The following is a 20,473-nucleotide window of genomic DNA, read 5'->3' on the forward strand; positions in this document are numbered from 1 at the left end:
ACTGCTACTCCGCGGTGCCCCCCACCGTGATCTCATCGAGCTTGAGGGTCGGCTGCCCCACCCCCACCGGGACCGCCTGTCCCTCCTTGCCGCAGACCCCGATGCCGGTATCGAGCGCCATGTCGTTGCCGATCATCGAGACCTGACTCATCGCCTCGGGGCCATTGCCGATCAGGGTCGCGCCCCGGACCGGAGTGGTAATCCGCCCGTTCTCGATCAGATAGGCCTCGCTGGCCGAGAAGACGAAGCGCCCCGAGGTGATATCCACCTGACCGCCACCGAAGCTGACCGCATAAAGCCCCCGATCGACGCTGGCAATGATCTCGTCGGGATGACGCTCACCGGGCAGCATGTAGGTATTGGTCATGCGCGGCATGGGCAGATGGGCATAGGACTCGCGCCGGGCATTGCCGGTCGACTGCATGCCCATCAGGCGTGCGTTGAGCTTGTCCTGCATGTAACCGGTCAGCCGGCCATCCTCGATCAGCGGGGTACAGGCACCCGGAGTGCCCTCGTCATCGATCGACAGCGAGCCGCGCCCTTCCTGCGGCGTGGCATCATCCACCACCGTGACCCCCCGTGCTGCCACCTGCTCACCGAGCCGGCCGGCAAAGGCCGAGCTGCCGCGTCGATTGAAGTCGCCTTCCAGACCATGGCCCACGGCTTCGTGAAGCAGTACCCCGGGCCAGCCGTTGCCCAGCACCACGGGCAGCTGGCCGGCCGGGGCCTCGACTGCCTCGAGGTTGACCAGCGCCTGGCGTACCGCGTCACGGGCATACGCTTCAGCCACGTTGCGATCGCGCAGCTCACGCATCGAGAAACGCCCGCCTCCCCCGGCACTGCCACGCTCGCGCCGACCGCCACGCACCGCGATCACCGAGACATTGAACCGCACCAGCGGGCGGATGTCCGCTGCCAGCGTGCCATCGCTGGCCCGTATCAGCACTACATCATGCGTTCCGGCCAGCGACACGCTGACCTGGCTCACGGCCGGATCCGCCGCTCGCGCAATCCGATCGGCACGCTGAAGCATGGCCACCTTCTCGCCGGCCTCCAGCGAGGCGAGGGGATCAGCCCGGCCGTAACGCAGGGCATGCTCGTGGCTCTGCGCCCGGACGATCCGCTGCCGTTCCCCGCTGCGCACGATACCGCGCGCGATGCGGCCGGTCTCGGCCAGCGCCTCGGCGGTAATCTGACTGGAGTAGGCAAAGCCGCTCTGGTCGCCATGCTGGGAGCGCACGCCAACGCCCCCGTCGATATAGTAACCGGCATCGCGCACCTCGCCGTCCTCCAGCGACCAGAGCTCACGCCAGGTCCGCTGGAAGAACAGATCGGCGAAATCGATGCCGGGCCCCATGGCATGCTCCAGCCCCCGATCGAGTGCCTCGGTATCAAGCCCGCCCGGAGTCAGCAGAATCGACGCAGCCTGCTGGAGCTGATCCGCATGGGCCGCTTGGGGAGTATCCGTCATTGCGCGTCTTCCAGTTTGATCTGCGGTGAGGCCCAGGGGCCCCACACGTGATAGTAGATGCGTGACACCCGACTGAGCCACGGTTCGAACAGCTGATGGAACAGCCAGAGTACGCCGCCAACCTGCGGCGCGCCAATGGCCACCGCGGCCAGCGGCAGGTTCTGCGTGACCGGTACGGTCACCCCGAGCTGACCATCAAGCGTCTGCGCCAGCAGATCCACCTGACCTGCCAGCGTGAAACGGGTGGCCGAGCCGGCCACCCGGATCGGCTTCAGGGTCTGCAGTCGGCCATCGTGGAGCGTGGCGGCCCCCTCGAGCGAGCGGAAGGAAATGCCCGAATGCGTCACGTCGCTGAAATTCAGGCGCAGGCGCTCGAAGAGATTATCGAGATTGAGCAGACTGACCACCCGGGCCAGATCGGAGTTGATGGCCGTGATCCGGCCATTGCCCAGTTCGACATCAAACCGCCCGGTCACGGCGTCGAGCGCGAACTGCCAGGGCGCTCCCGGCCAGGCGAGCTTCGCCTCTCCCCGGCCGCTCTCGGTACGAATGGCATCCGGCAGCGAGAATGATTTCAGGGTTTTGCCCAGATCCCCGGCATCGAGGTCAAGCCGCGCCCGGGTCAGGCTGCGATCACTGCCCGAAGCTTCCCAGTCGAGCCGACCGGTAATCGTGGCATCCGGCAACCGATAGACGATCGAGGAGAGTTCGAGCCGTTCATCGCTTGCCTGCCAGCGGGCCGACAGGTTCCCCAGCGACATCTCATCGCGCAATAGCCGGTCGATGGTGATCCTGCCGGGCGGCAGGCTCTTCAGCCCGGGAGCGTAATCGGTGGCTTCGCCGCTCGCGCCACCTCCCTCGCTCTCGTCATCCCGGCTGCGCTCGCCCATGCGCAGAAAGGGAGCGATATCCAGTCGCGAGAGCCGTACCCGAAGCGGCAGATCGGGGCGGTCACGCCAGTCGGCGCTGCCTTTCAGGAAGGAACCTGCCATCTCGGCATGCCAGTCATTGCCCCGGGCATTCGCGGTCGCCCCCAGCGAACCGATGCACTGCACGCCCAGCGACAGGCAGTCGGTGCGAATGACAATGTGCTCGATGGGCGCCACCTTCTGGGCAGGAGCCCGGGTACGCATGCTTGGTCCCTTGCTGCTCTGGCCGCTGAGTCTGGCGATGGCGGTCTGCCAGGCCTGCATGTCGATGCGCTCGGCCTGCCAGTAGACCTCCCAGTGCTGCGCCGTGGGCCAGTCACCGAAGCGCGAGGGCCAGTGCTGCAGCCATACCTGCCCCTGACGGCTGTCGTGACGCCAGCGGGCCCTGACACGATCCGCCACCTGGAGCTTACCACTGCCCTGGCCGAGATTGACCTCCAGCGACAGGGGCGTCTCGCGATCCGGGGCCTTCTGGAAGGGTGGCGGCAGGCGCAGCGACAGCCCCGCCAGGTCGGTGTTGACGTGCACGATCGGGCCCCCGGCCTCGAGATCCAGACTGGCGCTGTAATCCACGCCACCGCTGAGCAGCGGAATCACCGTCTCGATGCCCAGCCAGCCGGCGACGCCGGCGGCCATCGCATGACCACGGGCGGTAATGCGGTTGCGCGCCAGGTCAACATGGACCTTCGAGACACTGTCAAACACGCGGGCCGTCAGATCCCCGGTGACATCGCTCTGCTCGTTGCGATACCGATAGGCCAGCCGGCCACTGACATCGGTCACGGTCAGATCCGATTGGCGAAAGTAGATGCCTGCGCGATCGATCCGGATATTGCCATCGACCCGGGCCGCATCGGAGTCCTCCAGCGGCACTTCGACATTCAGCATGCCGGTCAGTGGGCCATGGGCACGCCAGCTGGCAATGGTATCCGCCAGCGAAGCATCCAGGGGTGCCGCCTTGAGCACATCCAGCATGGCGCCGGCATCGCCGTGGACTGCAGCCGAGGCCGTCAGCCGGTTGTCGCCGAGATGTACCCGGGCCCCGCGCGACACCAGACCGTTGAGGTTGGCATGGTCAATCCTGGCATCGATGGTCTCGCCGCGGATGTCGATATGCCCGTCCACCCCGGTCAGCGCCGGCCAGTCCTCGAGGTAATCGACGCTGGCGCGCCGCGCCTCCAGCGACACCCGAACCCGATCCCGATCCCGATCCGGCGCCTGATCACCGTTGAATACCAGCCGCAGGGCGACGCTGGCCCGGGGCACATCGGCGCGATGCAGGTGCTGCGACAGCCACTGACGGGCCTCGGGATCAAGTGCATTGAGCGGCAACCAATCGCGCGGCCGATCGCCCTGCACATCACGCAGTTCGAGATCAAGATTGAACCGTTCGGGCGCATCCCGGGGCAGCAGGAAGGCAAAGCTGCCCCGGGCCGTGGCACCGTCACGCTCTACCTGCAGATCCCGACCGCGCAGCGTATAGCCGTCGGCATCCCCCTGCCATGTCAGTCGGGTGTGCAGCTTCGCAAGCTGCCAGCGCGTGGGGAAGACGCCCGGCAGTTCAAAGGTGGTATCACTGCCCGAGAGTCTCAGCGAGCCCTGGCGCGGGGTGCCGCTCAGCCAGCCGTCGACCGGTCCCAGTCCCGGCACCTCGTTGCGTCCCCGGGTCGTGACACCGACCAGCCCGGCCCGGAAGTGCCACTGACCATCGAAATCCACTGCCACACCATTGATCCGCCCGGTCGGATCGAGATGCTCGACGCTGCGACGCGTTTCACCCTCCAGTGGCAGCAGCGGCAGCAGTCCATCCAGGGGAGCCAGCTCGAAACCGGCAATATTGAAGTGCCACTCGTCCCATTGTCCGGCAGCGGAAAGCGACAGGCGTGGCGGCAGCAGCGAGGCATCACTTCCGGCCGGCCGGGCCTTGAGCTGATTGATCCAGCCACGCCAGTGCTCACCATCACGCTCGAGCAACCCCCGCCCGGCCAGACTCGCCAGCCGGAAGGCATGTTCACCGCGCCCGAACTCGAGATCTGCCAGCGCCAGGTCGAAGCGGCTCTGCTCAAGGCTCCCCTGCTGCCAGCCGGCCCAGAGTCGCAGCCGGCCCGATGCCCGGTCGAGATGCCAGCGCGTATCTTCAAGCCCCGCCAGCAGCCAGCGCCCCAGCGTGCCCGATTCACCGGCATCGACGGTCAGCTGCAGCCTTCCCGTCAGGGCGTGGCGATTGTCGAACTCCCCCACCACGCGCAGCGCCGTCTGCTCACGATCCTGCAGATGGGCGCTGCCCTGCAGATGCGCTCCCTGAGCTGAATGGGTGATCGCCAGGCGCGGCACCATCAGGGTCTGCTGACGCTGCCCGTCGTGGAAGGTCAGGCGACCGCCATGGAGCGCCCCCCGCTGCCCGATCAGCTGCTCGACCCAACCGGTCAGGTGCGCCGGCGTGACCCCGCCGGTCGTGTCGGTATCACGGCGACCGGACCACCAGCCCCAGCCGCCTTCCGGCAGACGATAGAGCTCGACGACCGGCTCGCGAATCACGACGTCGGTGGTCACCGGCTGCCAGTGCCGCAGTGAGGCCAGCGTATCCAGCCGGGCCTGCAGATGGGTGACACCAAGTAGTGTCCGGCCACTGCGCTGACGATCGCCGACATGTGCCCCCTCCAGGCTGACAATGACGTCCAGCCCCTCGAGGGTGATATCGAGATCGTCGTAGTGCACCATCAGCCGATCGGGCAGCCCCAGCGCCTCCAGCAGATGGCGCTGCAGGTCCGGCTGATCGAGCGCACCCATTCGCAAGGCCACCACCGTTGCCGCGAGCAGCGTCAGGAGGGCGGCGAGCAGCATCAGGCTCCAGCGCGCAATCGTTCGCAGCAGCACCATGATTACATCAGTACGATATCGTACTGCTCCTGGGAGTAGTGATGTTCCACCCGGAAACGGATGGGCTTGCCGATGAAGGCTTCCAGATCCGCGACCGCCGTGGATTCCTCATCCAGCAGTCGATCCACCACCTGCCGGGAAGCCGTGACCAGATAGGAATCGGGAGCGTAGGCCCGCTCTTCGCGTATGATTTCGCGAAAGATTTCATAACATACCGTTTCCGGAGTCTTCAGCGAGCCCCTTCCTTCGCATACCGGACAGGGTTCGCAGAGCACATGTTCGAGGCTTTCACGGGTCCGCTTGCGGGTCAGCTGGACCAGCCCCAGTTCGGTCACCCCGCTGAGCTTGTTGCGCGCAGGATCGCGCTCCAGCGCCTTCTCCAGCACGCGCAGCACCTGACGCTGGTGCTCGGGATCCAGCATGTCGATGAAATCGATGATGATGATGCCGCCCAGATTGCGCAGCCGCAGCTGCCGGGCGATGGCCGTGGCGGCCTCGAGATTGGTCTTGAAGATGGTCTCTTCGAAGTTGCGATGACCGACGAAGGCACCGGTATTGACATCGATGGTGGTCATCGCCTCGGTCTGGTCGATCACCAGATAACCGCCCGACTTCAGCGGGGTGCGACGACCAAGCGATTTCGACAGCTCGTCCTCGACCGAGAACAGATCGAAGATCGGCCGCTCGCCGGCGTAGAGCTCGATGCGGGGCGCCACCCGGGGCATGAAATCCCGGGCGAACTGCAGCAGGCGCTCGAAGTTCTCCCGCGAATCGATGCGGATGCGCTCGATGTCATCCCGGACCGTATCGCGCAGGGTACGGGATGCCAGGCAGAGATCCTCGTAGAACAGCGCCGGCGCGGCCTGCTCGCGGCGACGCTGCTCGATGCGCTGCCAGAGTCGCAGCAGAAACTGCATGTCGCTGACCAGCGCCTCACCCTCGGCACCCTCGGCAGCCGTACGAATGATATAACCACCGGCCATGTTGCTGGCATGCTGTTCCCGGCAGCGTTCGACCAGCCCCCGCAGCCGCTCACGCTCCGCATCCCCCTCGATGCGCTGCGACACCCCGGTATGCGAAGCACCAGGCATATAGACCAGATAGCGCGAGGGTATCGACAGCTGCGTGGTCAGTCGCGCCCCCTTGGTACCGATCGGATCCTTGACGACCTGCACCACCAGCGCCTGGCCTTCGCGAAGCAGCTCACTGATGGGCACGATCTCGCTGTGCTGGGTCCCCGGCGGCATGATCTCCTGGGCGTGGATGAAGGCCGTGCGCTCGAGTCCGATATCCACGAACGCAGCCTGCATGCCGGGCAGGACCCGTGCCACGATACCGAGATAGATGTTGCTGACGATGCCGCGACGCCGCTGCCGCTCGATCCAGGCTTCCTGCACCACACCGCTCTCGATCACCGCAACCCGGGTCTCCATCGGCGTCATGTTGATGAGGATTTCACCGCTCATGCAGGTTTCCTTGATCAAAGCGTTTCACCGGCGCAAGCCGCGCCGGCAGACATCAGGGCGAGCGGGGGTGCTGCCAGATCGCGATCCCCTGACGAATCAGCAGCTCGGCGGTTTCACGGAGCGGCAGCCCCACCACGGCCGAATAGCTGCCGACAAGCCGCTGGATGAAGGCACCGGCCAGCCCCTGAATGGCATAGCCACCGGCCTTGTCCTGACCCTCGCCGGTAGCCAGATAGGCCTCGATGCGATCACGGCCGAGCGGCGCCAGGGTCACTTCACTGATCACGCACTCGCTCAGCTCACCGGCCGGCCCCACGACCGTAACAGCCGACAGTACCTCGTGCGCCCTGCCCGACAGCGCCTCGAGCATTCGGCGGGCGTTGTCATCACTGCCGGGCTTGCCAAGGATGGCGCCCTCCAGCGACAACGCGGTATCCGCCCCCAGTACCACCGCGTGCGGATTGGCCGCTGCTCCGGCCCGCGCCTTTTCCAGTGCCATGCGCTGCACATACTCCGGCGGCATTTCCCCGGGGCGGGGCGTTTCATCGATGGCGGCCGGCCTCGCTTCACAGCAGACACCGATCGTCTCCAGCAGCATGCGCCGGCGCGGCGATGCCGACGCCAGGATCAATGGACTGGTCATGGTGTCTGCTTCCGGCTCGAATGACATGGCGACCTCAGCGGAAACGGCGGCGTACGTGCTGCATCAGCGTAAAGAACCAGGGCCAGAGCACCCCGCCGATCACGGCCGCATAGACGAACTCCAGATGCAGGCTCGAGACATCGAAGGCCACCCGCAGCCACTGATCGAGCAGCTGGATCAGTCCCAGCACGATGGTAATCAGCGCGGCCTGCTGCCACAACGAATAGACCCGCAGCCGAGCGTAGAGCAGCAGGCAAAGCCAGGTCAGCAACGACATCAGCAGCGCATTCTGCCCCAGCGGCGAGCCCTCCAGCAGATCCAGCAGCAACCCGAAGATGAAGCCGTGGAAGACCCCCACCCGCTGGGGCGCCACGATACACCAGAAGGCCAGCATCATGCCCAGCCAGTCGGGGCGCCACAGCAGCCACTGTTCGGGCAGCGGCATGACCTGCAGCAGCAGTGCCAGGATCAGTGAACTCCAGATCACGGCCAGCGATTCAGGGCGAACTGCCATTGCTGCCTCCCGTGGTATCACGCCCCTGCTGTACGACCTGCAGCGCAATACTGACCGCCGCCGGCTCGAGCTGCTCATCCTGGTGATGCTCGCTTGAGCGCGCAAACAGCATCAGGAACTGGCGGGAGCGATCAAGCCGCGCGATGGGCTCGGCTTCGACATGTGCAAACGGGCCACCGGGATTGCGCCTGACCCGGCTGACCCGGGCTACCGGGTAGCCTTCGGGAAAACGGCCCGCCATGCCCGAGGTCACCAGCAGATCGTCTTCGTGGATATCGGTATTGTTGGGCACGTTCATCACGCTCAGGCTGTTCGACTGCCCGGCACCCTGAGCAATGAAGCGCAGGCCGTTGCGATTGATCTGCACCGGTACGGCATGGCTGGCATCGGTGATCAGCAGCACCCGGCTGGTATAACGCGACACCGAAGTCACCTGCCCGACCAGCCCCGAGGCATCAACCACCGGCTGACCGATGTAGGCGCCGTTGACCCGGCCGCGATCGACCACCATCTGGTGCAGGAAGGGATCATTGTCGAGCGTCATCAGCTCGGTGGTCATCCAGGGGATATCCTGGCGTGGGGTCGCATGCAACAGCTGGCGCAGTCGCGCATTCTCGGCCGACAGGCTGGCCATGCGCTGCACCCGCTGCGACAGTGTCAGCAGCTGCTGATGCAGTCGCCGGTTCTCCTCGATCAGCTCACTCTGGCTCGAGACAATGCGGGAAAGCCGGCTGAGGCCCCGCGATGGCAGGCTGACCATCCACTGAATGGGGGTGGTCATCGTGGCCGCTCGCCCCCGCACACTGTCCATCCAGTCGAAGCGGTGATCGGCATACAGCAGCGTCAGCGCCAGAATGGCGCACAGCAGCATCCGATAGCCCGGCGCGGGGCCGTGCGAAAACAAGGGTTTGATAGGCCATACTCCCGCGGGCCGACCGCCGGCGGTACCGGTCGGTCACCGCCGAACTCAGTCGGTCGACAGCAGTTCGAAGGTATGCTGATCAATCATTTCAAGCGCCTTGCCGCCACCCCGTGCCACACAGGTCAGCGGATCCTCGGCGACCACCACCGGCAGACCGGTTTCCTCGGCCAGCAGCTTGTCGATGTCGCGCAGCAGCGCACCGCCACCGGTCACCACCAGCCCCCGATCGGCAATGTCGGATGCCAGCTCGGGAGGTGACTGTTCCAGCGCGCTCTTGACCATCGCCACGATCGACGACAGCGGCTCCTGCAGCGCATCGAGAATCTCGTTGGAGTTCATGGTAAAGCCACGCGGCACACCCTCGGCCAGATTGCGCCCGCGTACATCGATCTCGCGCAGTTCGCCACCCGGCCAGGCACAGCCGATCTCGTGCTTGATGCGCTCGGCGGTGGCCTCGCCGATCAGGCTGCCGTAGTGACGCCGAACATAGGCCGTGATCGCCTCATCAAAGCGATCGCCGCCAACGCGGATCGATTCCGAGTACACCACGCCGGAGAGCGAAATGATGGCGATCTCGGTGGTGCCGCCACCGATGTCCACTACCATCGAGCCCTGGGCTTCCTCGACCGGCAGACCGGCACCGATACCCGCCGCCATCGGCTCCTCGATCAGGAACACCTCGCGTGCCCCGGCCCCTTCGGCGGACTCCTTGATCGCGCGACGCTCCACCTGGGTGGACATGCACGGCACGCAGACCAGTACCCGGGGGCTCGGCGTCAGGAAGGTACTCTGATGCACCTTGCGGATGAAGTACTGCAGCATCTGCTCGGTGACGGTGAAATCGGCGATCACCCCGTCCTTCATCGGACGAATGGCAGTAATGTTGCCCGGAGTACGCCCCAGCATGCGCTTGGCATCATGGCCTACTGCGGCCACGCTGCGCATGCTGCCGGACTGGCGGATGGCCACTACCGATGGCTCATCGAGCACGATACCGCGACCGCGCACATAAATCAGCGTATTGGCCGTTCCGAGGTCGATCGATAGATCACTCGAAAACAGGCCTCTCAAACGTTTGAACATGAAAGTCGTTACCTGGAGCAGACCGGAACCCTGTGCGGATGCAAACGGTATCATCGTGCCCATGGCGCGGCAAGCAAGCCCGCTGCCATGCGCCTTTGCCATATGGTACCGTTTGCCTTTTCCGGCAGCGTCCTGCCACTCCCAATCCGTTCATTCGTGGCAGGCGTCGCGGGTGCTTCCCGTCGCAGCGCTTGCCGAAGCAGAGGAACCTATTCATGGCAATCGAACATGAGGATGTCCGGCGTGCGGCTCATCTGGCCATGCTGGGGCTGGATGAGCGCGAGGCCGAACGCTATGTCAGCGATCTGTCGCGCATCCTGGAAATGGTGGACCGCCTGCAGGAGGTCGATACCGAAGGCGTCACCCCCCTGTCACATCCGCTGGATACCACCCAGCCGCTGCGGGCCGATGAGGCGATCGAACCGAACCGCCGCGACGCCCTGCAGGCCTGTGCCCCGGCCGTGGAAGACGGGCTCTATCTGGTACCGCGCGTCGTGGAATAGGCAGTGAGACGGCAACAGCCGAAACGCCGCCTGCCGCGGAATACATGAGCACCTTTCAAGCCGTTTCAGCGCCGTATTGTCGAGCGCAGGCCTTATTGCAGGCATTTCCGGGCCGTTGCGGACCCGACAGCCATTTACAGGGAGCAGTCACACTTCATGCATGACAAGACACTTGCCGAGCTGGCACGCGGTCTGGCCGGGGGCCAGTGGACCAGCCGCGACATCACCACGGCCCTGCTCGAACGCATCGAACGGCTCGACCCGACGCTGAACAGCTTCATCACCGTGACCGGCGAGCAGGCCCTGCATGATGCCGGGGAAGCCGACGAGGCCCGTGCCCGGGGCCAGGCCGGCATGCTGACCGGCATCCCCCTGGCCTACAAGGACATCTTCTGTACCGAAGGCGTGCGTACCAGCTGCGGTTCCCGCATGCTCGACAACTTCGTTGCGCCGTACAACGCCACCGTGGTCGACAAGCTGCGCCTGGCCGGCACGGTCAGCCTCGGCAAGACCAACATGGACGAGTTCGCCATGGGCTCATCCAACGAGAACAGCTACTACGGCCCGGTACGCAATCCCTGGGATCAGTCACTGGTCCCCGGCGGCTCCTCCGGCGGCTCGGCCGCCGCGGTGGCCGCCGGCCTGGTACCGGCAGCGCTGGGTACCGACACGGGCGGCTCGATCCGCCAGCCGGCCGCCTTCTGCGGCATTACCGGACTCAAGCCGACCTATGGGCGGGTCTCGCGCTACGGCATGGTGGCCTACGCCTCCAGTCTCGACCAGGGTGGACCACTGGCGCGCACGGCCGAGGACTGCGCCTGGCTGCTCAACGTGATGGCCGGCCATGACGCCCGTGATTCCACCAGTGTCTCGCGCAGCGTGCCGGATTACACCAGCGAGCTCGACAAGCCGCTCGACGGACTGCGTATCGGGCTGCCGCGGGAATATTTCGGTGAAGGGCTGGATGGCGGCGTGGACAGCGCCATTCGCGACGCCATTCGCGTCTACGAGTCGCTCGGTGCCAGCGTGATCGATGTCAGCCTGCCGCATACCGAGCTGGCCATTCCGACCTACTATGTCATCGCCCCGGCCGAAGCCTCCTCCAACCTGTCGCGCTATGACGGGGTACGCTTCGGCCATCGCTGCGACAACCCCGATACACTCGAGGACCTCTACAAGCGTTCGCGCGCCGAAGGCTTCGGGGAAGAGGTCAAGCGTCGCATCCTGATCGGCACCCATACCCTTTCGGAAGGGTTCTTCGATGCCTACTACCGCAAGGCGCAGCAGGTGCGTCGACTGATCCGGCAGGACTTCCTCGACGCTTTCCGCCAGGTGGACGTCCTGATGGGGCCGGCTGCCCCGACGCCGGCCTTCCCGCTGGGCGAGACGGCCGATCCGCTGCAGATGTATCTGCAGGACATCTATACCATCGCCATCAACCTGGCCGGCATTCCCGGCATCAGCGTGCCGGCCGGCTTTGTCGGCCAGCGGCCGGTCGGACTGCAGATTCTCGCGCCGCACTTTGCCGAGTCGCATCTGCTCAATGTCGCCCACGCCTTCCAGCAGGCCACCGACTGGCATCAGCGTCGTCCCGACATCGACGGCTCCGAGCCGGCATGAAGCACCGATGAGTACCGCCCCCTTTCAGCCGGATCGTCGTAATCAGGAGTAATACAAATGCAGTGGGAAGCCGTGATCGGGCTGGAGGTTCACGTTCAGCTCGCGACCCAGTCGAAAATCTTCTCCGGGGCCTCGACCGCCTTCGGTGCCGAACCCAACTCCCAGGCGTGCGCGGTCGATCTGGGCATGCCCGGCGTGCTGCCGGTGCTCAACGAGAACGCGGTGGCCATGGCCGTGCGCTTCGGCCTCGCCATCAATGCCGAAATCCCGGAATACTCCGTGTTCGAGCGCAAGAACTACTTCTATCCCGACCTGCCCAAGGGGTATCAGACCAGCCAGATGGCCCAGCCGATCATCGGCCGTGGCGAGGTCGAGATCACCCATGGCGAGGGTGATGCCAGGCTGGTACGCATCCATCATGCCCATCTCGAGGAGGATGCCGGCAAGTCGCTGCACGAGGACTATCACGGCATGACCGGGATCGACCTCAACCGCGCCGGCACGCCGCTGCTGGAGATCGTTTCCGAACCGGACATGCGCAGTGCGGCCGAGGCTTCCGCCTATCTGAAGGCGCTGCACGCCATCGTCACCTATCTGGGCATCTCGGATGGCAACATGGCCGAAGGTTCGATGCGCTGTGACGTCAACGTCTCGCTGCGCCCGGCCGGCAGCGAGCAACTGGGCACCCGGGCCGAGATCAAGAACGTCAACTCGTTCCGCTTTGTCGAGCAGGCGATCGCCTTCGAGATCGAGCGCCAGAGCGAGATTCTCGAGGATGGCGGTCGGATCGTGCAGGAAACCAGGCTGTTCGATCCGGATCACGGCGAGACCCGCAGCATGCGACTCAAGGAGGAGGCCAACGACTACCGTTACTTCCCCTGCCCCGATCTGCTGCCGCTGATGCTGGACAGCGCCTATATCGACCACCAGCGCACCCTGCTGCCGGAGCTGCCCTCGGAAAAGCGCCATCGCTTTACCAGCGAGCTGGGACTTTCGGCCTATGATGCCGGCGTTCTGATTGCCACCCGACCGCTGGCCGAGTATTTCGAGCAGGTTCACGCCATCTGCGGCAACGCCAAGCTGGCCGCCAACTGGGTGCAGAGCGAACTGATGGGGCGTCTCAACCATGACAGTCTGACCGTCGAGGAGTCACCGGTCAGCGCTACCCAGCTCGGTGAGCTGCTGGTACGCCTGGAAGACAGCACCATCAATGGCAAGGGCGCCAAGCAGGTCTTTGCCGATCTGTGGGAGCGCCGGGGCGAAAGCGCCGACGAGCTGATCGAGGCCCACGGCCTCAGGCAGGTCACCGACAGCGGCGCCATCGAAACGATGATCGACGAGGTCATCGCCAACAGTCCGGTACAGGTCACCCAGTACCGCGAAGCACCGGAGGACAAGCGTGGCAAGATGATCGGTTATTTTGTCGGTCAGGTCATGAAGCTTTCGAAGGGCACCGCCAACCCCCAGCAGGTCAACACCATGCTCAGGGAGAAGCTCGACGCCCTGCTGTAACACGACGGGCCACGGGCCGGTGCGTGAGTCACCATCTGCAGCCCGTGGCTGTTTCTTTCGGGGAGCCCCGCCCCGGCAACCCCGGTTTTCGGAGAGTCGATACCATGAACAGGAAGGCCTGCCATGTCCGATGACGTCGGCGTACGCCTGCGTGCCCTGCGTGAACTGCGCAACATCTCCCAGCGCGAGCTGGCAAGGCTCAGCGGGGTTACCCATTCGAGTCTTTCGCAGATCGAGCAGGGCCGGGTCAGTCCCTCGGTCAGCTCGCTGAAGAAGATCTTGGATGTCATTCCGATCAGCATCGGCGACTTCTTCACCATGGATATCGAGCGGGCGGATCAGGTGTTCTACCAGTATGCCGAGCTGCCCACGCGCTACAGCGGCGACATCCTGTATCGTCTGGTAGGCGCTGACCGGCCCGCACGGGCCCTCTCCTTTCTGATCGAGACCTACCCTCCCGGCGCCGATACCGGCCGCGAGGTCGCCGCTCATCGCGGTGAAGAGACCGGGCTGGTACTCGAAGGCGAGATCGAGGTCACCGTGGGCGGACGTACCCGGCATCTCGGCCCCATGGATACCTGGTATTTCGATACCAACATTCCGCACCGTTTTCGCAATACGGGCCGCACCGCCTGTCGCCTGATCAGCTGCTGCACCCCCGCACAGCCCGACATGCATCGCTCGGAAGTGCATGAGGAGACACCCCCCGAAGCTGAACTGAATTCAGATTGAGCAGCTGCAGACTCGCATCCCGCAGCACAGGCGTTACACTCTCTGACAATACAGCAGTGCCGCATGGCGACAGCAGCGGAACCTTCCTGCCGATCGAGACGGCCACCGGCTGGCAGCATTCCGCACCGCATCCCCGTTCGTCGCCCGAGCAGACGGGGGCGCGGTGGCTCATTCAGGAGAGATTCATGACCGGTCCATCCACGCTGACCGATCCGGCTGTCGAATGTCCGGCCGGCTCCCCGGTCACCGACCTTCCCGAAGTCATCCGCCACACCATGCAGAATGCCGTCATGGTCGAGGCCGGCAGCGATGCACTACAGGCAGCCATCGATCATCACTTTCGCTCCCCCGGTGGCTATCTGCGTGCCCGGCTGGGTTATCACACCGCGAGCGCACTGGGTATCGAGTCCCATCATGCGATCACGGTGGCCTCGATCAGTGAACTGCTGCACAACGCCTCGCTGATCCATGATGATGTCCTCGACCGGGACACTCGACGACGCGGCCAGGCCAGTGTCTGGCATCAGTGGAATGAGGGCGTGGCCATCTGTCTGGGCGATCTGTTCATCTCGGCGGCCTTCGGCCTGATTGCCGGACTGGACACGTTCGCATCCCGGCTGCCACCGCTGATCACGCTGGTCCACGAGCACGTGCGTGCCACCATTCACGGCCAGCTCTCCAGCCTCTCGCCCCGGCTGCATGCCAGCGACCGGTTTCGCCGCTACGCCGAGGCGGCGCGCGGCAAGTCCGGACCGCTGTTCGGGCTGGCGCTGGAGGCCCCGCTGGTGCTGACCGGTCATCATGAGGCCCGCATGAACGCGCGCCATGCCACCGGCGCCTTCGCCACCATCTTTCAGCTGGCCGACGATATCGAGGACTATGACGCGGACATGGCGCTGGATCCCGAATACGGGGCAGGCAACATGCTCAGAGCGCTGGAGCGTATCTCCTCCGAGCCGCTGCCACGCGCCAGAAGCTACTCCGACCTGCTGCTGGCACGCAGTCAGCGACTCGCCGGGCGGCTGCCGGCCGCCAGCGGCACTGCCCTGACTGACGAATGCGACCTGCTGCGCACGCGCATCCACGGCCTGACCGGAGCATCGGGATAATGCGTACCATTGTCATCGGCGGCGGTTTCGGCGGCATGGCGGCCGCACTGCGGGCACGCCGTCGCGGTCACGAGGTCACGCTCATCGAACGCTGCGCCCAGCTCGGTGGGCGCGCCCAGGTGTTCGAGGATCGCGGCTTTCGCTTCGATGCCGGGCCCACCGTGATCACCGCGCCCTTCCTGTTCGAGGAGCTGTTCGAACTGTTCGGAAAGCGCCTGTCGGACTACGTCGAACTGATCGCCCTCGACACCTGGTATCAGTTCTATTTCCAGGACGGCCGACGCTTCAGCTATGGCGCCGACATGGCGGCCACCCTGGACAATATCCGCGCCTTCAATGCGCGTGATGTCGAGGGTTATCAGCGGCTTCTGGAGAGCTCACGGGAAATCTTCGAGATCGGCTTCGAACAGCTGGCCGATCGCCCCTTTCATCGCTTCTCCACCATGGCAGCGCAGGTGCCGGCACTGCTGCGGCTGAAAAGCTACCGTTCGGTGTGGGGGATGGTCAGTGCCCACATCGAGGATCCGTCACTGCGCCAGGCCTTCTCCATCCCGCCGCTGCTGGTCGGCGGCAATCCGTTTCATACCACCAGCATCTATGCCCTGATCCCCTGGCTGGAGCGCCGCTGGGGCGTGCACTTCCCGGTGGGCGGCACCGGGGCGCTGGTGGCCGCCATGGAGCGGCTGATGCGCGAGGAAGGGATCACCATCGCCACCGACACCACGGTCGAGCGCATCCTGTCACAGGGGCGTCGCGCCAACGGCGTGGCACTGGCCGGCGGTGAGCGGCTGCCGGCGGATCTGGTCATCAGCAATGCCGATGCCGCCCATCTCTACACCAGCATGGTGGACACCGTGCCGGCGTCGCTGCGTTTCAAGCTCGAGCATGCGCGTTACTCGATGGGGCTGTTCGTCCTCTATCTGGGCACCGATCGGCAGTTTCCCGATGCCGAGCATCACACCATCTGGATGGGGCCGCGCTTTCGGGAGCTGCTGGCAGATATCTTCGAACATCACCGTCTGGCCGCGGACTTTTCGCTCTATGTTCATCGACCGACGGCCACCGATCCTTCCTTTGCACCCCCGGGGGGCGACTCCTTCTATATCCTGGCGCCGGTCCCCAACCTGCAGGGCAACGTCGACTGGCACACGGAGGCCGAGCGGCTGGCGGACAGCATCATCGATGCGCTGGATCGCACCACCCTGCCGGGGCTGCGGGAATCGCTGGTGACCCGCTTTCACATGACCCCCGAGGATTTCAGCGAGCGCTACCTGTCCCGCTTCGGAACGGGCTTCTCGATTGCGCCAATCTTCCGGCAGTCGGCCTGGTTTCGCTTTCACAACCGCAGCGAGGCGCTCGACAACCTGCTGCTGGTCGGCGCCGGCACCCATCCGGGCGCCGGTGTGCCGGGAGTGCTATCCAGCGCCCGCGTACTCGAACATCTGCTACCGTCTGTCTGAGACCCATACTGACAGGAAGGTTCATGGACCCGGCCCGACAGACCCTGGCACAACACGGCAAGTCCTTCTGGTTCGCCAGCCGCTTCATGGAGCGTCACGATACCGATGATGCAGCGCGACTCTACATGGCCTGTCGCGAGCTCGACGATCTCGCCGATCAGGAACTGCCCGACCCGCAACAGAACGAGCGTGCCCGTGATCGTCTGATGACCATCCGCCGCGAGATTCAGGCCCGTCGCGGCCATGATCCGCTGAGTCTCAACCTGCTCGATCTGTCGACACGCCGCGGCGTCGACCTCGAGGCCGCCACCGCGCTCATCGATGCCCTGATCCGGGATGTCGACCGGCCCGCCACGGTGGCCACCGAAGCCGAACTGCTCGACTACTGCTATGGGGTGGCCGGTACGGTGGGCGTCATGATGTGTGCGGTGATCGGCGCCCGCCCGGAAGCCAGCGCCCATGCCATCGATCTGGGGATGGCGATGCAGATGACCAATATCGCCCGCGACGTGCTCGAGGATGCCGGTCAGGGGCGACGCTACCTGCCCGGCGAGTGGCTCGAGCAGCGCAGTGCCACCCGGCTGGCGGCAACCCGGCAGGAGGATCATGCCGCAGTGGCAGCCGCGGTCGAGCGACTGCTGCACCTGTCGGAAGCCTATTACTGCAGCGCCGCCGATGGCTTCAACTATATTCCCCGCCGCAACCGCCGCGCCATCCGGGTGGCCGCCGAGGTCTATCGCGGCATCGGCCGGCGCCTTGCCCGCTCGGGCCATGCTTGGCATCAGGGACGGGTCCATGTCCCCCTGGGCGGCAAGCTCTGGCTGGCTACCCGCACCCTCGGCGGTCAGGGGGATATTCGCGCCCCCGGGCGGGCGCGTCACGATCCCGAACTGCATCGTCACATTGCCCATCGTCCCGGCGCCGATGCCGGGGTCCGCGAGATGCCATGAATGGCCCTCACCCTGACAGCAATCCTCGGGTTCCACTGCTGATTCTCGGCGGAGGCTGCGCCGGGCTGAGCCTTGCCTACCGGCTGGCTTGCAGTCCTGCGCCTCCCCGCACCATCATCATCGAACCGCGCCATGAACACAGCGATGACCGTACCTGGTGCGGCTGGGCGCTGACCCCGCATCCGTTCAGCGATCTGGTCACGGCCCGCTGGGAGAGCTGGTGGATCCATACGGCGCAGGGCAGCCAGCATGTCACCGGCAGCCCCTGGCCCTACGAAATGCTGAATTCGGCCGCGTTTCACGAACGGACGCTGTCCGCCATCGAGGCCCATCCCGACATTGCCCTCTGGCGCGGTCACCGCGTGGTGGCCATCGAGGATCACGCCGATGGCGTGCAGGTCCGACTTGCCGACGGACAGCAGCTGCAGGCACGTCATGTGGTGGATACCCTGCCCCGCCCCGAGCGACTGGGCACGCCCTGGGCGTGGCAGGACTTTGCCGGACTGGAGATCGAAGCCGGGGGCATCGACGCCACGCAACCACCGGATCTGATGGACTTCCGGGTCGCCACGCCGGAGCAGCTGGATTTCATCTATCGGCTGCCCCATGCACCGGGGCGTGCACTGTTCGAGTGGACCCGCTTCGGCCGGCCGGCCTCCGATCCCCATGCGCTGAGGGCGTCGCTGATCGCCCATCTCGAGGCGCAGTTCCCCGGAGGCTATCGCATTGTGCGCGAGGAGATGGGCTCCCTGCCGATGGCGCCGCCCACGGCCGTCTCCCATGGCGCACGCGTGGTGGCCGGCGCCTATGCCGGTTCGATGCGGGCGGCAACCGGTTACGCCTTTCACGCCATCCAGCGCTGGGCCGATGAGTGCAGCGAGGCGCTGCTGAAGGGTGATCCTCCCCGTGCGCCCCGACGCCAGCCGTGGCTCGAGCGTCTCGACCGGATCTACATGAGGGCCATCGAGCATCACCCCGGCAAGGCTCCCGAGTTCTATCGTCAGCTGTTTGCGCGGGCCCCGGCTGCCAGCGTGGTACGCTTTCTGGCCGGGGCTCCGCGCTGGCGCGATACCCTGAACATCATGCGCAGCCTGCCACCGGGCCCGTTCCTGCAGGCGGCGCTGCGGGGATAGCCGCTTGCCAATCCCCGACGATTGCTCTTGAATGGATGCCATCGGCGACCCCTCGGGCCGTCCCGGACAGGCCAGGATGTCGCAGCGCCTGATCCCCGCTTTCATCCACATCAGCATGGCGTATCCGCCCGGAAGCCATGGATGCGTGACAGGACTCGACTCCCATGGCCCATGACCTGCCCGATGACGAAGCGGCCCGCTTTCTCGCGGCCCACCCCGAGGTGGCGCATATCGATCTGCTGATCAGCGATCTCAACGGGGTGATCCGCGGCAAGCGCATCCCCCGGGACAACCTGCAGAAGGCCTGGCAGGAGGGCATTCATCTGCCGGCCTCGCTGTTCGCGCTGGACATCTCCGGCAATACCATCGAGGAGACCGGGCTGGGCCTGGAGAGCGGCGACGGCGATCGCCGCTGTGTGCCGGTACCCGGCACGCTCACCCTGGCTCCCTGGCAGCGCACGCCCACCGGCCAGCTGCTGATGACCATGCTCGATACCGACGGCTCCCCCTTCGAGGCCGATCCGCGTCAGGTCCTGAGCCGCGTGCTGGCGCGCTTCTTGTCCCGTGACATGCGTCCGGTCACGGCACTGGAGCTGGAGTTCTATCTGGTCGATCTGCAGCGCGACGAGCACGGCCTGCCGCTGCCGCCCTGCTCACCGCTGACCGGCGAGCGCGCTCGCCAGAGTCAGGTCTACTCGATCTCCGAACTCGACGAGTATCAGGCCTTCCTCGACGATATCGCAAGCGCGGCGCGGGAGCAGTCGCTGCCGCTGGATACCGCACTCAAGGAGTGCGCGCCGGGCCAGTTCGAGATCAACCTGCTGCATGGTGATGATGCCCTGCGCGCCTGTGACGATGCCGTCATGCTCAAGCGACTGATCAAGGGCGTGGCGATCAGCCACGGCTTCGAGGCGACCTTCATGGCCAAGCCATGGGGCGGGGAAGCCGGTAGCGGTACCCATGTGCACATCAGCCTGATCGACAGCGCCGGCAACAATCTGATGGCAGATGGCGATGCCCCGCTGGGCAGCCGACTGCTGCATCAGGCCGCGGCCGGCATGCTCGAACTGATGCCGGAGTCGATGGCCATCCTGGCGCCCAACCTGAACTCCTACCGGCGCTTCCAGCCGGCGCTCTACGTCCCCATGGCACCGACCTGGGGGTACGACAACCGTTCGGTGGCACTGCGCGTGCCCGCCGGCCCTCCCGCCGCCAAGCGGCTCGAGCATCGTGTCGCCGGGGCCGACGTCAATGTCTACCTGCTGATGGCGACTCTGCTGGCTGCCATCGAACACGGCATTCGCCATGAACTGACGCCGCCCGACCCCATCGAGGGCAACGCCTACACCAGCGTGGCCCCCGGCCTGCCCGATTCATGGGGCAAGGCACTCGATGCCTGGGCCGCCAGCACGGTACTGCGCGAGGCGCTGGGCGAACGGTTTCACCACGTCTATCTGGCCAACCGCGAAGCGGAACGCGCCCAGGCACGCCAGGCCGTCAGCGCGCTGGAATATGACTGGTACCTGCGCACGGTCTGAGCGCCGTG

Annotated in this window: 16 protein-coding genes; 9 read left to right on the forward strand and 7 right to left on the reverse strand. The window is 65.5% G+C overall.

The annotated features are described in order from the left end of the window. Nucleotides 1-4 precede the first annotated feature (4 nt). The 7 genes from tldD to C7446_RS11190 all read right to left on the reverse strand — a co-directional run bounded on the left by tldD (nt 5) and on the right by C7446_RS11190 (nt 9,908). Nucleotides 5-1,471: a metalloprotease TldD gene (gene tldD, locus C7446_RS11160; RefSeq protein ID WP_121173188.1), complete on the reverse strand. Its 1,467-nt coding sequence runs from the start codon at nt 1,469-1,471 to the stop codon at nt 5-7. Then, nucleotides 1,468-5,280, reverse strand: coding sequence for a YhdP family phospholipid transporter (locus C7446_RS11165; protein WP_121173189.1), 3,813 nt, complete (start codon nt 5,278-5,280; stop codon nt 1,468-1,470). The genes tldD and C7446_RS11165 overlap by 4 nt, the downstream gene beginning before the upstream one ends. 2 nt (nt 5,281-5,282) lie before the next feature. Continuing rightward, nucleotides 5,283-6,746: a ribonuclease G gene (rng, locus tag C7446_RS11170; RefSeq protein ID WP_121173190.1), complete on the reverse strand. Its 1,464-nt coding sequence runs from the start codon at nt 6,744-6,746 to the stop codon at nt 5,283-5,285. Nucleotides 6,747-6,798: 52 nt separating this feature from the next. Continuing rightward, nucleotides 6,799-7,389 carry a Maf family protein gene (locus C7446_RS11175; protein ID WP_121173321.1) on the reverse strand — a complete coding sequence of 197 codons (591 nt, stop codon included), beginning with the start codon at nt 7,387-7,389 and terminating at the stop codon, nt 6,799-6,801. A gap of 34 nt (nt 7,390-7,423) precedes the next feature. Then, nucleotides 7,424-7,903, reverse strand: coding sequence for a rod shape-determining protein MreD (gene mreD / locus C7446_RS11180; protein ID WP_121173191.1), 480 nt, complete (start codon nt 7,901-7,903; stop codon nt 7,424-7,426). Next, entirely contained in the window at nt 7,887-8,807 is a 921-nt protein-coding gene (gene mreC, locus C7446_RS11185; protein WP_281272351.1) for a rod shape-determining protein MreC, read from the reverse strand. Before mreC ends, mreD begins: the two co-directional genes overlap by 17 nt. 63 nt (nt 8,808-8,870) lie before the next feature. Then, nucleotides 8,871-9,908 (reverse strand): rod shape-determining protein, encoded by a 1,038-nt coding sequence (locus C7446_RS11190; protein ID WP_121173192.1) that lies wholly within the window; start codon nt 9,906-9,908, stop codon nt 8,871-8,873. Between the two features lie 215 nt (nt 9,909-10,123). On the opposite strand from C7446_RS11190, the gene gatC reads away from it, so the two are divergent. The 9 genes from gatC (at nt 10,124) to C7446_RS11235 (ending at nt 20,465) form a co-directional block, all read left to right on the forward strand. Next, nucleotides 10,124-10,411, forward strand: coding sequence for an Asp-tRNA(Asn)/Glu-tRNA(Gln) amidotransferase subunit GatC (gene gatC, locus C7446_RS11195; RefSeq protein WP_121173193.1), 288 nt, complete (start codon nt 10,124-10,126; stop codon nt 10,409-10,411). A gap of 156 nt (nt 10,412-10,567) precedes the next feature. Then, the gene (gene gatA, locus C7446_RS11200; RefSeq protein ID WP_121173194.1) at nt 10,568-12,031 is read left to right on the forward strand and encodes an Asp-tRNA(Asn)/Glu-tRNA(Gln) amidotransferase subunit GatA; all 1,464 of its coding nucleotides are present in this window, start codon (nt 10,568-10,570) and stop codon (nt 12,029-12,031) included. A gap of 57 nt (nt 12,032-12,088) precedes the next feature. Continuing rightward, a complete protein-coding gene (gene gatB / locus C7446_RS11205) occupies nt 12,089-13,543 on the forward strand; it encodes an Asp-tRNA(Asn)/Glu-tRNA(Gln) amidotransferase subunit GatB (protein ID WP_121173195.1) in 1,455 nt (484 codons plus the stop codon). 123 nt (nt 13,544-13,666) lie between these two features. After that, nucleotides 13,667-14,275 (forward strand): cupin domain-containing protein, encoded by a 609-nt coding sequence (locus C7446_RS11210; RefSeq protein ID WP_121173196.1) that lies wholly within the window; start codon nt 13,667-13,669, stop codon nt 14,273-14,275. Nucleotides 14,276-14,460: 185 nt separating this feature from the next. Next, on the forward strand, nt 14,461-15,384 hold the full coding sequence (locus C7446_RS11215; protein WP_147408754.1) for a polyprenyl synthetase family protein: 924 nt from the start codon (nt 14,461-14,463) through the stop codon (nt 15,382-15,384). Beyond that, the gene (crtI, locus tag C7446_RS11220) at nt 15,384-16,844 is read left to right on the forward strand and encodes a phytoene desaturase family protein (protein ID WP_170150066.1); all 1,461 of its coding nucleotides are present in this window, start codon (nt 15,384-15,386) and stop codon (nt 16,842-16,844) included. The genes C7446_RS11215 and crtI overlap by 1 nt, the downstream gene beginning before the upstream one ends. A gap of 23 nt (nt 16,845-16,867) precedes the next feature. Beyond that, nucleotides 16,868-17,794, forward strand: coding sequence for a phytoene/squalene synthase family protein (locus C7446_RS11225; RefSeq protein ID WP_121173198.1), 927 nt, complete (start codon nt 16,868-16,870; stop codon nt 17,792-17,794). After that, a complete protein-coding gene (locus tag C7446_RS11230; protein WP_121173199.1) occupies nt 17,791-18,927 on the forward strand; it encodes a lycopene cyclase family protein in 1,137 nt (378 codons plus the stop codon). The genes C7446_RS11225 and C7446_RS11230 overlap by 4 nt, the downstream gene beginning before the upstream one ends. A gap of 164 nt (nt 18,928-19,091) precedes the next feature. After that, a complete protein-coding gene (locus C7446_RS11235; RefSeq protein ID WP_121173200.1) occupies nt 19,092-20,465 on the forward strand; it encodes a glutamine synthetase family protein in 1,374 nt (457 codons plus the stop codon). Nucleotides 20,466-20,473 lie beyond the last annotated feature (8 nt).

Origin of the sequence: Kushneria sinocarnis (assembly GCF_003633775.1) — a bacterium.
In the GTDB taxonomy this organism is placed as follows: Bacteria; Pseudomonadota; Gammaproteobacteria; order Pseudomonadales; family Halomonadaceae; genus Kushneria; species Kushneria sinocarnis.

Excerpts from the sequence above, each read along its gene's own strand:
- tldD (WP_121173188.1), bottom strand. The coding sequence starts at position 1,471 with ATGACGGATACTCCCCAAGCGGCCCATGCGGATCAGCTCCAGCAGGCT.
- C7446_RS11230 (WP_121173199.1), top strand. The coding sequence starts at position 17,791 with ATGAATGGCCCTCACCCTGACAGCAATCCTCGGGTTCCACTGCTGATT.
- C7446_RS11210 (WP_121173196.1), top strand. The coding sequence starts at position 13,667 with ATGTCCGATGACGTCGGCGTACGCCTGCGTGCCCTGCGTGAACTGCGC.
- C7446_RS11175 (WP_121173321.1), bottom strand. The coding sequence starts at position 7,389 with ATGACCAGTCCATTGATCCTGGCGTCGGCATCGCCGCGCCGGCGCATG.
- C7446_RS11225 (WP_121173198.1), top strand. The coding sequence starts at position 16,868 with ATGGACCCGGCCCGACAGACCCTGGCACAACACGGCAAGTCCTTCTGG.
- C7446_RS11235 (WP_121173200.1), top strand. The coding sequence starts at position 19,092 with ATGGCCCATGACCTGCCCGATGACGAAGCGGCCCGCTTTCTCGCGGCC.
- C7446_RS11190 (WP_121173192.1), bottom strand. The coding sequence starts at position 9,908 with ATGTTCAAACGTTTGAGAGGCCTGTTTTCGAGTGATCTATCGATCGAC.
- gatB (WP_121173195.1), top strand. The coding sequence starts at position 12,089 with ATGCAGTGGGAAGCCGTGATCGGGCTGGAGGTTCACGTTCAGCTCGCG.
- mreD (WP_121173191.1), bottom strand. The coding sequence starts at position 7,903 with ATGGCAGTTCGCCCTGAATCGCTGGCCGTGATCTGGAGTTCACTGATC.
- C7446_RS11165 (WP_121173189.1), bottom strand. The coding sequence starts at position 5,280 with ATGGTGCTGCTGCGAACGATTGCGCGCTGGAGCCTGATGCTGCTCGCC.
- C7446_RS11215 (WP_147408754.1), top strand. The coding sequence starts at position 14,461 with ATGACCGGTCCATCCACGCTGACCGATCCGGCTGTCGAATGTCCGGCC.
- crtI (WP_170150066.1), top strand. The coding sequence starts at position 15,384 with ATGCGTACCATTGTCATCGGCGGCGGTTTCGGCGGCATGGCGGCCGCA.
- gatC (WP_121173193.1), top strand. The coding sequence starts at position 10,124 with ATGGCAATCGAACATGAGGATGTCCGGCGTGCGGCTCATCTGGCCATG.
- gatA (WP_121173194.1), top strand. The coding sequence starts at position 10,568 with ATGCATGACAAGACACTTGCCGAGCTGGCACGCGGTCTGGCCGGGGGC.
- rng (WP_121173190.1), bottom strand. The coding sequence starts at position 6,746 with ATGAGCGGTGAAATCCTCATCAACATGACGCCGATGGAGACCCGGGTT.